Origin of the sequence: Cellulomonas sp. URHD0024, assembly GCF_000426185.1 — a bacterium.
Lineage (GTDB): Bacteria > Actinomycetota > Actinomycetes > Actinomycetales > Cellulomonadaceae > Cellulomonas.
This window is the reverse complement of record NZ_AUEW01000012.1, coordinates 84138-96872: the sequence shown is the minus strand read 5'-3', so window position 1 is coordinate 96872 and position 12735 is coordinate 84138. Positions and strand designations below refer to the sequence as shown.

Annotated in this window: 12 protein-coding genes; all 12 read left to right on the top strand. The window is 70.3% G+C overall.

The genetic code is table 11. The features are described from left to right. Positions 1-175: 175 nt before the first annotated feature. The 12 genes from I847_RS0113700 to nuoK all read left to right on the top strand — a co-directional run bounded on the left by I847_RS0113700 (position 176) and on the right by nuoK (position 12731). Positions 176-1450 (top strand): geranylgeranyl reductase family protein, encoded by a 1275-nt coding sequence (locus I847_RS0113700; RefSeq protein ID WP_369751736.1) that lies wholly within the window; start codon positions 176-178, stop codon positions 1448-1450. Positions 1451-1512: 62 nt separating this feature from the next. Beyond that, positions 1513-1875, top strand: coding sequence for an NADH-quinone oxidoreductase subunit A (locus tag I847_RS0113695; protein WP_028050149.1), 363 nt, complete (start codon positions 1513-1515; stop codon positions 1873-1875). Positions 1876-1932: 57 nt separating this feature from the next. Then, a complete protein-coding gene (locus tag I847_RS0113690) occupies positions 1933-2484 on the top strand; it encodes an NADH-quinone oxidoreductase subunit B family protein (protein WP_028050148.1) in 552 nt (183 codons plus the stop codon). Beyond that, positions 2481-3260, top strand: a complete 780-nt coding sequence (locus I847_RS0113685) for an NADH-quinone oxidoreductase subunit C (RefSeq protein ID WP_028050147.1) — start codon at positions 2481-2483, stop codon at positions 3258-3260. Before I847_RS0113690 ends, I847_RS0113685 begins: the two co-directional genes overlap by 4 nt. Next, positions 3257-4606: an NADH-quinone oxidoreductase subunit D gene (locus I847_RS0113680; RefSeq protein ID WP_028050146.1), complete on the top strand. Its 1350-nt coding sequence runs from the start codon at positions 3257-3259 to the stop codon at positions 4604-4606. Before I847_RS0113685 ends, I847_RS0113680 begins: the two co-directional genes overlap by 4 nt. Next, on the top strand, positions 4606-5451 hold the full coding sequence (gene nuoE, locus I847_RS0113675; RefSeq protein ID WP_028050145.1) for an NADH-quinone oxidoreductase subunit NuoE: 846 nt from the start codon (positions 4606-4608) through the stop codon (positions 5449-5451). Before I847_RS0113680 ends, nuoE begins: the two co-directional genes overlap by 1 nt. Further along, a complete protein-coding gene (gene nuoF, locus I847_RS0113670) occupies positions 5451-6788 on the top strand; it encodes an NADH-quinone oxidoreductase subunit NuoF (protein ID WP_028050144.1) in 1338 nt (445 codons plus the stop codon). The genes nuoE and nuoF overlap by 1 nt, the downstream gene beginning before the upstream one ends. Continuing rightward, positions 6785-9352 carry an NADH-quinone oxidoreductase subunit G gene (locus tag I847_RS0113665; RefSeq protein WP_028050143.1) on the top strand — a complete coding sequence of 856 codons (2568 nt, stop codon included), beginning with the start codon at positions 6785-6787 and terminating at the stop codon, positions 9350-9352. Before nuoF ends, I847_RS0113665 begins: the two co-directional genes overlap by 4 nt. After that, on the top strand, positions 9349-10719 hold the full coding sequence (nuoH, locus tag I847_RS23720) for an NADH-quinone oxidoreductase subunit NuoH (RefSeq protein ID WP_051274897.1): 1371 nt from the start codon (positions 9349-9351) through the stop codon (positions 10717-10719). Before I847_RS0113665 ends, nuoH begins: the two co-directional genes overlap by 4 nt. Further along, positions 10712-11584 carry an NADH-quinone oxidoreductase subunit NuoI gene (gene nuoI, locus I847_RS23715; RefSeq protein WP_034610238.1) on the top strand — a complete coding sequence of 291 codons (873 nt, stop codon included), beginning with the start codon at positions 10712-10714 and terminating at the stop codon, positions 11582-11584. The genes nuoH and nuoI overlap by 8 nt, the downstream gene beginning before the upstream one ends. After that, on the top strand, positions 11581-12435 hold the full coding sequence (locus tag I847_RS23710) for an NADH-quinone oxidoreductase subunit J (RefSeq protein WP_051274896.1): 855 nt from the start codon (positions 11581-11583) through the stop codon (positions 12433-12435). The genes nuoI and I847_RS23710 overlap by 4 nt, the downstream gene beginning before the upstream one ends. Continuing rightward, positions 12432-12731 (top strand): NADH-quinone oxidoreductase subunit NuoK, encoded by a 300-nt coding sequence (gene nuoK / locus I847_RS0113645; protein ID WP_028050142.1) that lies wholly within the window; start codon positions 12432-12434, stop codon positions 12729-12731. The genes I847_RS23710 and nuoK overlap by 4 nt, the downstream gene beginning before the upstream one ends. Positions 12732-12735 lie beyond the last annotated feature (4 nt).

Genomic DNA, 12735 nt, shown 5'->3' with positions numbered 1-12735 from the left:
GGGCGCGGCGACCAAGGCGTCGCCGGTCGGGTGCTGGTGTGGGCGTGTCTTCGGGCAGATCAGCGCCATCCCGCGCCTCTCGTCGCAAGTAAGCCAAGCCTTCGCAGACATCGATTCTGGCCGTGGTTAGACTCGCCGAACAAGTACGTGAACAGCGTCACAAGTGGGGTCACTGGTGGTGGAAGCAGCGCACGATGACGCGGACGTCATCGTCGTGGGCGCGGGCCCGGCAGGGTCCGCCGCCGCTTTTCACTGTGCCTCCGCGGGCCTGGACGTGCTGCTCCTCGAGAAGTCCGAGTTCCCCCGGGACAAGGTCTGCGGAGACGGTCTGACGCCGCGCGCCGTCGCCGAGCTCGTGCGGATGGGACTGCCGATCCGCGAGCAGGACGGCTGGATCCGCAACCGGGGTCTGCGCGTGATCGGCGGGGGACACCGCCTCGAGCTCGAGTGGCCCGAGCTGTCGAGCTACCCGTCGTACGGGCTCGCGAAGTCGCGGATGTCGCTCGACCACACGCTGGTCGACCACGCACGAGCCGCGGGCGCCAAGCTGCAGGAACGCACGAACGTCACGGGCGCACTTCGCGACGAGCGCTCGGGTCGGGTCGTCGGAGTCACGGCGAAGACCGTCGACGGGGCCGCCACGTACCGCGCACCGATCGTCATCGCGGCGGACGGAGTGTCCGCACGGCTGGCCACCGGGATGGGGCTCGAGAAGCGCATGGACCGCCCGATGGGTGTCGCGGTCCGCACCTACTTCCGCACCCCGCGGCACGACGACGCGTGGATGGAGAGCCACCTCGAGCTCTGGGACGGCGAGCCGCACAGGTCGAACCTGATGCCGGGCTACGGCTGGATCTTCGCGCTGGGCGACGGCACCGCGAACGTGGGTCTGGGCTCCGTGGCGAGCACCGCGGCGGCGACGAAGGTCGACTACAGGGCGCTGTTCGCCAAGTGGATGGCCAACGCCCCGGCCGAGTGGGAGTTCACGCCGGACAACCAGGTCGGTTCCGTCCGCGGCGCGGCGCTGCCCATGGGGTTCAACCGCGGGCCGCTGTACGGCAACGGTCTGATGCTCGTCGGCGACTCGGCCGGGATGATCAGCCCGTTCAACGGTGAGGGCATCGCGTACGGTCTACAGGCGGGCCGGGTAGCCGCCGACGCGATCGCGCAGGGGCTGGCGCGGGGGACCGCCGCCGGCCGGGAGCGCGCGTTCGCCACATACCAGCGCCGGATGAAGGATGATCTCGGCGGTTACTACACGCTCGGCCGGATCTTCGTCCGGCTCATCGAGCACCCGGAGATCATGCGGGTGTGCACGCGGTACGGCCTGCCTCGGCCGCTCGTCATGAAGTTCGTCCTGAAGCTCTTGTCCGACTGCTACGAACCACGCGGTGGTGACCTGGTCGATCGGGTCATCGCTGGACTGAGCCGGCTCGCGCCGGCCGCCTGAAGCACGACCCACCGGCAGTACCCACCCCGAAGCACCACCTCGCCGATGAGGAGTGACGCGCGATGAGCAACCCGTACGTTCCGCTGCTGTTCTTGATGGGCATCGCCGCCCTCATGGCGCTCGGCGGCGTCGGCTCCTCGGTCATCCTGGGCCCGAAGCGGTACAACCGCGCCAAGCTCGAGGCGTACGAGTGCGGCATCGAGCCCACCCCGCACGCCATCGGCGGCGGTCGCTTCCCGATCAAGTACTACCTCGTCGCGATGACCTTCATCGTCTTCGACATCGAGGTGGTCTTCCTCTACCCGTGGGCTGTCAGCTTCGCCACGCTCGCCATGTTCGGGCTCGTCGCGATGATCGGGTTCCTGCTGATCATCACGGTCCCGTTCGTCTACGAGTGGCGTCGTGGGGGCTTCGAGTGGGACTGATCGTCGTCGTCGGGGCCCGCACAGCAGCTCGTTCAACAGCATGTCCGGAGGTTTGAGATGGGGATCGAAGAGGCGCCGTCAGGCTTCCTGCTCACGACGGTCGAGGACCTCGTCGGCTACTTCCGCAAGTCGTCGCTGTGGCCCGTGACGTTCGGCCTCGCGTGCTGTGCCATCGAGATGATGGCCGCGGGCACGCCTCGGTTCGACATCTCCCGCTTCGGCATGGAGGTGTTCCGCGCGTCGCCGCGCCAGGCGGACCTGATGATCGTCGCCGGCCGGGTGAGCCAGAAGATGGCCCCGGTGGTGCGCCAGGTCTACGACCAGATGTCGGAGCCCAAGTGGGTGCTCTCGATGGGGGTCTGCGCCAGCAGCGGCGGCATGTTCAACAACTACGCGATCGTCCAGGGCGTCGACCACATCATCCCGGTCGACATCTACCTGCCGGGCTGCCCGCCGCGCCCCGAGATGCTCATCAACGCGATCCTCGCGCTGCACGAGCAGATCCAGAACGAGCCGCTCGGCGCCAACCGCAAGAACGCCGCCGCGGCGGCCGAGGCAGCCGCACTGGCCGCGACGCCGACGTCGCACATGACGGGACTTCTGAAGTGAGCGAGGAGAAGACGGATGCCGCGGCTGCGGTGAAGCCGGGCGCCCCAGCCACGGGAGCGCAGTCGACCACGGAGGCGGCCCTCGAGGCCGGCGCCCAGAACATGACCCGCACGCCGATCGACATCGTCGACGTCCGGCAGGGCATGTTCGGCGTGACCGGCTCGGGCGACACCTCCGGCTACGGCGGCCTGGTGGCGCCGATCGCGCTCCCGGGCGCGAGCGAGCGCCCCTACGGCGGCTGGTTCGACGAGGTCGTCGACATCCTGGCCGAGATCCTCGACGAGTCCGGTACGGGCTACGCCAACGCGGTCGAGTCGGTCGTGATCGACCGCGAGGAGCTCACGCTGCACGTCCGCCGTGAGCACGTGGTCGAGGTGGCGCGGGCGCTGCGCGACGACCAGGACCTGCGGTTCGAGCTCAGCCTGGGCGTCTCCGGCGTGCACTACCCCCACGACGCCGGCCGCGAGCTGCACGCGGTCTACCACCTGATGTCGGTGACGCACTCGCGACGCCTGCGCTTCGAGGTCGCGGTGTCCGACCTGGACCCGCACATCCCGTCGACGGTCGCGGTGTATCCGGCCAACGACTGGCACGAGCGCGAGACGTACGACTTCTTCGGGATCATCTTCGACGGTCATCCCGCGCTCGCCCGCATCGAGATGCCCGACGACTGGCCGGGGCACCCGCAGCGCAAGGACTACCCCCTCGGGGGGATCCCGGTCGAGTACAAGGGCGCCACCGTGCCGCCCCCGGACCAGCGGAGGTCGTACCGATGACCACTCAGACCCCCCGATCGACGGCACGGGTCGTCGACTCCGACACCGAGGGCGTCCCCTTCTTCGAGGCGTCCGGTGGGGACTGGTCCGACATCGCCGAGGAGGCCGCCCGCCTCGGCGAGGAGCGGATCGTCGTCAACATGGGCCCGCAGCACCCGTCGACCCACGGCGTGCTCCGGCTCATGCTCGAGATCGACGGCGAGACGGTGACCGAGGCCCGCGCGGGCATCGGCTACCTGCACACCGGCATCGAGAAGAACATGGAGTTCCGCAACTGGACCCAGGGCGTGACGTTCTGCACGCGCATGGACTACGTGGCTCCGCTGTTCCAGGAGGCCGCGTACTGCCTGGCCGTGGAGAAGCTGCTGGGCGTCACCGACGACGTGCCGGAGCGTGCGACCGTCATCCGGGTCCTGCTCATGGAGCTCAACCGCATCACGAGCCACCTGGTCTGCCTGGCCACCGGCGGGAACGAGCTGGGCGCGACGACGATCATGACCGTGGGCTTCACCGCCCGCGAGGAGATCCTCAAGGTGCTCGAGCTGATCACCGGTCTGCGCATGAACCACGCGTTCATCCGTCCCGGTGGCGTCGCGCAGGACATCCCCCCGGGCGCGATCGACACGATCCGCGAGGCGCTCGTCCAGGTCCGCAAGTACTTCAAGCAGCTCGAAGACCTGATGATGGCCAACCCGATCCTGCACCTGCGCCTCAAGGGCGTCGGCTACCTGGGCCTGTCGGGCTGCATGGCGCTCGGGGTGACGGGTCCTGTGCTCCGCAGCGCGGGTCTGCCGTACGACGTCCGCAAGGCCACGCCCTACTGCGGCTACGAGACGTACGACTTCGACGTCCCGGTGGCCGACACCGCCGACTCGTGGGGACGCCTCGTGGTGCGGGTCGAGGAGTGCTACCAGTCGATGAAGATCGTCGAGCAGACCCTCGACCGCCTGCAGAAGATGGGCCCTGGCCCGGTCATGGTGGCGGACAAGAAGGTGGCCTGGCCTGCGCAGATGGCGATCGGCGCGGACGGCATGGGCAACTCGCTCGACCACATCCGCGAGATCATGGGCACCTCGATGGAGGCTCTGATCCACCACTTCAAGCTCGTCACCGAGGGCTTCCGCGTGCCGGCCGGTCAGGTGTTCCAGACCGTCGAGCACCCGCGCGGCGAGCTCGGCGTGCACCTGGTGTCCGACGGAGGGACGCGTCCGTACCGCGCGCACTTCCGGGACCCGTCGTTCAACAACCTGCAGGCGACGTCCATCATGTGCGAGGGCGGGCAGGTGGCCGACGTCGTCGTCGCCGTCGCGTCCCTCGACCCTGTGCTCGGAGGGGTGGACCGCTGATGTCGGTCGAAGCTGGAAGAACGCCCGGGCAGACGCACCGCACGTCCTACGACGCCGAGACGCACGCGCGCCTGACGGCCGACTCGGACGCGATCGTCGCCCGCTACCCGCAGGCCCGCTCGGCGCTGCTGCCCATGCTCCACCTGGTGCAGTCGGAGGACGGCTACGTGAGCCCCCGTGGCATCGCGTTCTGCGCGTCGCACCTGGGCCTGACGACGGCCGAGGTCTCCGCGGTCGCCACCTTCTACACGCAGTACAAGCGGCACCCCAACGGCGACTACACGGTCGGGGTCTGCATCAACACCCTCTGTGCGGTCATGGGTGGCGACGCCATCTGGGAGGAGCTCTCGGACTGCCTCGGCGTCGGGCACGACGAGACCACGGACGACGGTCGGATCACCCTCGAGCGCATCGAGTGCAACGCCGCCTGCGACTACGCGCCGGTGGTGATGGTCAACTGGGAGTTCTTCGACAACCAGACGCCCGACAGCGCCCGCGAGATCGTCGACACGATCAGTGCAGGCAACCCGGTGGTCCCCACCCGCGGCGCTGACACGGTCGTGAGCTTCAAGGAGATGTCCCGCGTGCTGGCCGGGTTCGGCGACGGCCGCGCGAACGAGGGCGTCGGCGGCGGCGTTCCGACGCTGCGGGGGATCGAGCTGGCGCGGGCGGAGGGCTGGAAGGCCCCGCCGCTGCAGGCGTCCGGCACCGCGGCACCCGCCGGTGGCGAGCCGAAGGTCGGCGGCGAGCAGTCCAGCGCCCAGCGGCCCGCCACGACGTCCGGGGACGTGTCGCCCGCGGGCGAGCAGAAGAAGCAGACCTCCGGCGAAGCGAAGGAGTCCTGATGGCCACGACGCTCACCCCGGTGCTCACGGAGACGTGGGACGCCGACCGCTCGTGGACCCTGGCGACCTACGAGGGCGCGGGCGGCTACGAGGGCCTGCGCAAGGCGCTCTCGCTGGCCCCGGCCGACGTGGTCACGATGGTCAAGGACTCCGGCCTGCGCGGTCGTGGCGGTGCAGGCTTCCCGACGGGCATGAAGTGGGGCTTCCTGCCCGCGCCCGACGGTGGCCCGCGCTACCTCGTCGTCAATGCGGACGAGTCCGAGCCCGGGACCTGCAAGGACATCCCGCTCATGATGGCCAGCCCGCAGCACCTGATCGAGGGCATGATCATCACGAGCTACGCGATCGGCTGCGACCACGCGTTCCTCTACGTCCGCGGCGAGGTCCTGCACGTCTACCGACGCCTGCTGCTCGCGATCGAGGAGGCTCGCGCGGCGGGCTACCTGGGCACCGACATCCTCGGCTCCGGCTACGACCTCGAGATCACGCTGCACTCCGGCGCGGGCGCGTACATCTGCGGCGAGGAGACGGCGCTGCTCGACTCCCTCGAGGGACTGCGCGGCCAGCCGCGGCTCAAGCCGCCGTTCCCGGCCGTCGCCGGCCTGTACGCCCGCCCCACCGTGGTGAACAACGTGGAGTCGATCGCCTCCGTGCCCGGCATCGTCGTCGGCGGCTCGGACTGGTTCAAGGCGATGGGCACCGAGCGTTCCACGGGCCACGGCCTCTTCTCGCTGTCCGGCCACGTCACGCGGCCCGGCCAGTACGAGGCTCCGCTGGGCATCACGCTGCGTGAGCTGCTCGACATGGCCGGCGGCATCCGCGAGGGCCACGAGCTGAAGTTCTGGACGCCGGGCGGCTCCTCGACGCCGATCTTCACGGCGGCGCACCTCGACGTCCCGCTCGACTACGAGTCGGTCGCGACGGCCGGCTCCATGCTCGGGACCCGTGCCCTGCAGATCTTCGACGAGACCACCTCGGTGGTCCGTGCGGTGACGCGCTGGACCGAGTTCTACAAGCACGAGTCGTGCGGCAAGTGCACCCCGTGCCGCGAGGGCACCTACTGGCTCACGCAGGTGCTGCAGCGCCTCGAGGCCGGCCAGGGCACGTCCGCGGACATCGACCTGCTGCTCGACCTGTGCGACAACATCCTGGGTCGGGCGTTCTGCGCCCTGGGCGACGGCGCGACGAGCCCGATCACGTCGGCCGTCCAGTACTTCCGGGAGGAGTTCGAGGCGGGCACACGGACACCCGCCGACGTGCTCTTCCCACCCGAGCACAGCTCGCTGTTCACCTACACGCCGCGTCAGACCGGCGTCCTCGCGGGGGTCCACGCATGACGATCCTGTCCAGCGGGCCGACCAGCAAGCTGGTCCCGTCGGCGCCCGCCGAAGCCCGACCGACGCCGACGGACACCGTCACGTTCAGCATCGACGGGATCGAGACCGTGGTGCCCAAGGGCACCCTGGTCATCCGCGCCGCCGAGGAGCTGGGGATCCAGATCCCGCGGTTCTGCGACCACCCGCTGCTCGCACCGGCCGGCGCCTGCCGCCAGTGCCTGGTCGAGGTGTGGGCACCCGGCCGCGACGGCGCACTGTCGAAGATGCCCAAGCCGCAGGCGTCCTGCACGTTGGAAGCCAGCCCCGGCATGCAGGTCAAGACGCAGCACACGTCGCCCGAGGCGGACAAGGCGCAGCACGGCGTCATGGAGCTGCTGCTCATCAACCACCCGCTGGACTGCCCGGTCTGCGACAAGGGCGGCGAGTGCCCGCTGCAGAACCAGGCGATGAGCAACGGGCGCGCGAGCACCCGGTTCGTCGACGTCAAGCGCACGTTCCCCAAGCCGATCGCGATCTCGACGCAGATCCTGCTCGACCGGGAGCGCTGCGTCCTGTGCCAGCGCTGCACGCGGTTCTCCGAGGAGATCGCCGGCGACGTGTTCATCGACCTGCAGAAGCGCGGTGCCAACCAGCAGATCGGCCGGTTCGACACCGCGGTCCTCGGGTTCGAGGGCGAGACGCCGCTGGGTGCCGCGGCCGAGGACACGTCCGGCCGCCCGTTCGCGTCGTACTTCTCTGGCAACACCGTCCAGATCTGCCCGGTCGGCGCCCTGACCAGCGCGGCGTACCGCTTCCGGTCGCGGCCGTTCGACCTCGTCTCCACGCCCGGCGTCGGCGAGCACGACGCGCAGGGGTCGGCCATCCGGGTCGACCACCGGCGAGGCGTCGTCCTGCGCCGGCTGGCGGGCGAGGACCCGACGGTGAACCAGGAGTGGATCACCGACAAGGACCGCTTCGCCTTCACGTGGCAGACCGCCCCGGACCGCATCACGACGCCGCTGGTCCGCAACGCCGACGGTGAGCTCGAGCCGGCCAGCTGGCTGGAGGCGCTCGACGTGGCGGCTGCCGGCCTGCGCGCCGCGGCCTCTCCGGTCGACCCGCGCGAGCCCGCGACCGGCTGGGCCGTCCTGGCCGGCGGTCGCCTGACCCTCGAGGACGCGTACGCGTACGGCAAGTTCGCGCGCGTCGCGCTCGGCACCAACGACGTGGACGGTCGGGCACGCCCGCACTCCGCGGAGGAGGAGGCGTTCCTGGGCCACCACGTGGCCGGTCGCACGCTCGAGGTCACGTTCGCGGACCTCGACAAGGCACCGGCCGTGCTGCTCGTGGGCCTGGAGCTCGAGGAGGAGGCCGGGATCGCGTTCCTGCGCCTGCGCTCCGCGGTCCTGGACCACAAGACCCGCGTCCTGTCGGTCGCCGCGCTGGAGAGCCGTGGCCTCCAGCGCCTGAACGGGACCCTCGTCCCGTCGGCACCGGGCACGGAGGCGGAGGTGCTGGACGGGCTCTCCGACGACGTCGTGTCGGCGCTGGCGGCCGACGGATCCCTCATCCTCGTCGGCGAGCGTCTCGCGACCGTGACCGGTGGGTACTCCGCGGCGCTGCGGCTCGCGACGCGCACCGGTGCCCGTCTGGCGTGGATCCCGCGCCGCGTGGGCGAGCGGTCCGCCGTCGAGGCCGGCCTCCTGCCGTCGCTGCTGCCGGGCGGACGTCCCGTCGCCGACTCGGCGGCCCGCGTCGACCTGGCGGCCGTCTGGGGAGTCGACAGCCTTCCCGCCGACCCGGGGCGCTCGACGGGCGAGATCATCGCTGCTGCCCGCGCGGGTCTGCTCGGCGGGCTCGTGGTCGGCGGTCTCGAACCCGCGGACCTGCCGGACCCCGCGATCGCCCGTGAGGCGCTCGACGTCGTCCCGTTCCTGGTGTCGCTCGAGGTGCGCCGCTCCGAGGTGACCGACCGTGCGGACGTCGTCCTGCCGGTCGCGCCGCCCAGCGAGAAGTCGGGCACGTTCGTCACGTGGGAGGGACGTCCGCGCCCGTTCCCGCAGGCGCTCGTGTCGCACGCCCTCGCCGACCACCGCGTGCTCGACCGGCTCGCCGACGCCCTGGGCGTCGACCTGGGCCTGCAGTCCCTGTCCGCCGTGCACGCCGAGCTCGACCAGCTGGGCGGGTGGGACGGCTCTCGGGTCGCCGCGCCGTCCGTGGCAGCCGATGAGCCGCCGACGGTGACCCCGGGCACGGCGGTCCTCGCCACGTGGCACCAGCTGCTCGACACCGGCCGCCTGCAGTCGGGCGAGCCGTTCCTGGCGGGCACCGCCAAGCGCGCGGTCGCCCGGATCTCGCTCGGGACCGCCCAGAGCGTGGGGGTCCTCGACGGTGACCTGATCGCGGTGAGCACCGACGCCGGCACGATCACGCTGCCGGTCGTCGTCACCGAGATGCCGGACCACGTGGTCTGGGTGCCGACGAACTCGCTGGGCAGCGCCGTCCGCGACGCCCTGCACGCCGACGCGGGAGACCTGGTGCGTCTCGCACCAGGGGCTCGACAGAACCAGGAGGCCAGCGCGTGATCCCTACAGACGCCCTCGCGCCGGTCACGGCGAGCTTCAGCGACGACACCTGGTGGATCGTCCTGATCAAGGCCGTCGCGATCGTCGTGTTCTTGCTGGTCAGCGTGCTGTTCGCCATCTGGTTCGAGCGCAAGGTCGTCGGGCGGATGCAGCAGCGGCCCGGCCCGAACGTGCACGGCCCGTTCGGTCTGCTCCAGTCCCTGGCCGACGCCATGAAGCTCCTGGTCAAGGAGGACATGACGGTCACGGCGGCTGACAAGATCGTCTACGTCGTCGCACCGATGATCGCGGTGTTCTGCTCGCTGCTGGTGTTCGCGGTCATCCCGTTCGGGCCGATGGTCAACATGTTCGGCGTCGAGACGCCCCTGCAGCTGACGGACTTCCCCGTCGCCGTCCTGTACATCCTGGCGTGCGCGTCGGTCGGCGTGTACGGCATCGTGCTCGGCGGCTGGTCGTCCGGGTCGACGTACCCGCTGCTCGGCTCCGTCCGCTCGACCGCCCAGGTGATCAGCTACGAGCTCGCGATGGGGCTCTCGCTGGTGACGGTGTTCGTCGTCGCGGGGTCGATGTCGACGTCCGCGATCGTGACCTCCCAGGTCGGGCTCTGGTGGATCATCCCGCTGTTCCCGGCGTTCCTGATCTACCTCGTCTCGATGGTCGGCGAGACGAACCGCCTCCCGTTCGACCTGCCCGAGGCCGAGGGCGAGCTGGTCTCCGGCTACATGACCGAGTACTCGTCGATGAAGTTCGCGTGGTTCTTCCTCGCCGAGTACATCAACATGCTCAACGTCTCGGCGATCGCCACCACGCTGTTCCTCGGCGGATGGCGTGCACCCGCACCGATCTCCCTGATCAACGACGGCATGTTCAACCACGGCTGGTGGCCGGTGCTGTGGTTCGTCGCCAAGATCTGGATCTTCATGTTCTTCTTCGTCTGGGTCCGCGGCTCGGTGCTGCGCTTCCGCTACGACCAGTTCATGAAGATCGGCTGGAAGGTCCTGATCCCGGTCGCGCTCGGCTGGGTCGTGTTCCTCGGCGTGTTCCGGGGCACGGACCTGTTCACCGACGTCCCGATGAGGAAGATCCTCTTCGCCCTGGCGGGGCTGCTCGCCGTGGTGGTGGTCGTGTCGATGTTCCTGCCCGAACGGAACAAGGACGCTCCGCCGCCTCCAACCGGGCCCAAGGTGTACGACCCGTTCGCCGGGGGCTACCCCGTGCCGCCGATGCCCGGCCAGGTGCTGCCTCCGTCCCCGCGCAAGCAGCGGCTGGCGGAGCAGGCGAAGGCCACGGCATCCGTGACAGCCGGACCGGCGGGCGGCGACGAGATCGACAGCAGCAACGAGAGCAGCGAGGTGCACGGTGGCTGACAAGCCCACGCCCCCACGCCCCGCGGGATCCGGCAAGCAGCCGACCCGCAGGCCGGCGTCCTCCGCGGCCGCGGGCAGGCCCGCGAAGTCGGCGGGCAAGCCTGCGACGCCCGGCAAGGCCGCAGCGACGCGCCCGAAGGCCGGCGACGTCGGCACGCCCGCCGCGCCCACGGGCTACGAGTCGCTGATCGAGCCGCGGAACTGGGCGGCGACCCTCTTCGCGCCGGTCGGTGGCTTCGGCGTCACCCTCTCGAACATGTTCCGGCCGACGGTGACGGAGCAGTACCCGTCGGAGAAGGTGCCGGCCAAGCCGCGCTACCACGGTCGTCACCAGCTCAACCGCTACGCGGACGGCCTCGAGAAGTGCATCGGGTGCGAGCTGTGCGCCTGGGCGTGCCCGGCGGACGCGATCTACGTCGAGGGTGGCGACAACACCCCCGAGGCGCAGCACTCGCCCGGTGAGCGGTACGGCAGCGTCTACCAGATCAACTACCTGCGCTGCATCTTCTGCGGCCTCTGCATCGAGGCGTGCCCGACGCGGGCGTTGACGATGACCAACGAGTACGAGCTGGCGGGCCCGACCCGTGCGGGGATGATCTGGGAGAAGCAGGACCTCCTGGCGCCGCTGCGCAGCGGCATGCTGCAGGCGCCGCACCCGATGGTCGAGGGCACGACGGACACCGACTACTACCGCGGCGAGGTCACCGGGTCGACGCCTGCGCAGGTCGCCTGGGTCGCGGAGCACCGTCCCGACGACCCCACGCTGCCCGGCGGCGCGGGCCTCGAGGTCGCGAACGTGCCCGGTCCGACGGCTGCCGTCATGGCTGCCACGGTCGCGGCGGCCACGAAGCAGGGCACCCGATGAGCGCGGCGCTGCTCCACGCGCTGAGCGAGACCGGCCAGACCTCGAGCGGTGAGGCGGTCCTCTTCTGGTTCCTCGCGCCGGTCATGGTGCTGGCGGGGATCGGGCTGCTCGTCGTCAAGAAGGCCGTGCACGCGGCGCTGCTCGTGATCACGATCATGATCTCGCTGGCCATCCTCTACATCGCGCAGGGTGCGGTGTTCCTCGGGATGGTGCAGGTGGTCGTCTACACCGGCGCGGTGATGATGCTCTTCCTGTTCGTCCTCATGCTCGTGGGTGTGGACGGGTCCGACTCGCTCGTCGAGACCATCCGAGCCCAGCGGTGGATCGCCCTGATCGCGGGCATCGGTCTTGCCGCCGTGCTGGTCGGAGTCGTCGTGACAGCCGTCTACGACGCCCAGGGCTTCTCGCCCGAGGCGGTCGACAACAACCCGCAGGGCATCGCCGAGATCCTGTTCGGCCAGTACGTCTTCGCGTTCGAGGCGGTCGGCGCCCTGCTGGTCACCGCGGCGCTCGGCGCACTGGTCCTGACGCACCGGCAGCGGCTCACCCCGAAGGTCGGCCAGAGGGAACGGGCAGACGCCCGCGTGGCTGCGGGAGCGACGCTCACGCCGCTGCCCGCGCCGGGCGTGTACGCCCGGCACAACGCGATGGACGTCCCGGCGCTCGGGCCGGACGGCCGTCCGCTGGAGAGCTCGGTCCCGCGCGTCCTGCGCATCCGCGGCCAGGAGGCCGACGCCGAGGAGTTCGCCGCTCGCATCGACCGGGTGCTGGCAGGCGGGTCGGTGGTCGCGGGCAAGCAGTTCGGCACCTCGGACGACCCTGAGGCAGCAGCGACGGAGGACAACCAGTGAGCCTGTCCCACTACCTGGTCCTGGCAGCGATCCTGTTCTCGCTGGGTGCGACGACGGTTCTGCTGCGGCGCAACGCGATCATCGTGTTCATGGGGGTCGAGCTCATGCTCAACGCCACCAACCTCACGCTCGTCACGTTCTCGCGCATCCACGGTGATCTCACGGGGCAGGTGATGGCCTTCTTCGTGATGGTCGTCGCCGCAGCCGAGGTCGTCGTGGGCCTCTCGATCATCGTGGCCATCTTCCGAACCCGACGCTCGGCCTCGGTCGACGACGTCAACCTGTTGAAGAACTGAGGGG

What these genes read in the sequence shown, in the direction of transcription:
- I847_RS0113695 (WP_028050149.1), top strand. Translation starts at nt 1,513, where the DNA reads ATGAGCAACCCGTACGTTCCGCTGCTGTTCTTGATGGGCATCGCCGCC.
- I847_RS0113690 (WP_028050148.1), top strand. Translation starts at nt 1,933, where the DNA reads ATGGGGATCGAAGAGGCGCCGTCAGGCTTCCTGCTCACGACGGTCGAG.
- I847_RS0113680 (WP_028050146.1), top strand. Translation starts at nt 3,257, where the DNA reads ATGACCACTCAGACCCCCCGATCGACGGCACGGGTCGTCGACTCCGAC.
- nuoE (WP_028050145.1), top strand. Translation starts at nt 4,606, where the DNA reads ATGTCGGTCGAAGCTGGAAGAACGCCCGGGCAGACGCACCGCACGTCC.
- nuoF (WP_028050144.1), top strand. Translation starts at nt 5,451, where the DNA reads ATGGCCACGACGCTCACCCCGGTGCTCACGGAGACGTGGGACGCCGAC.
- I847_RS0113665 (WP_028050143.1), top strand. Translation starts at nt 6,785, where the DNA reads ATGACGATCCTGTCCAGCGGGCCGACCAGCAAGCTGGTCCCGTCGGCG.
- I847_RS23710 (WP_051274896.1), top strand. Translation starts at nt 11,581, where the DNA reads ATGAGCGCGGCGCTGCTCCACGCGCTGAGCGAGACCGGCCAGACCTCG.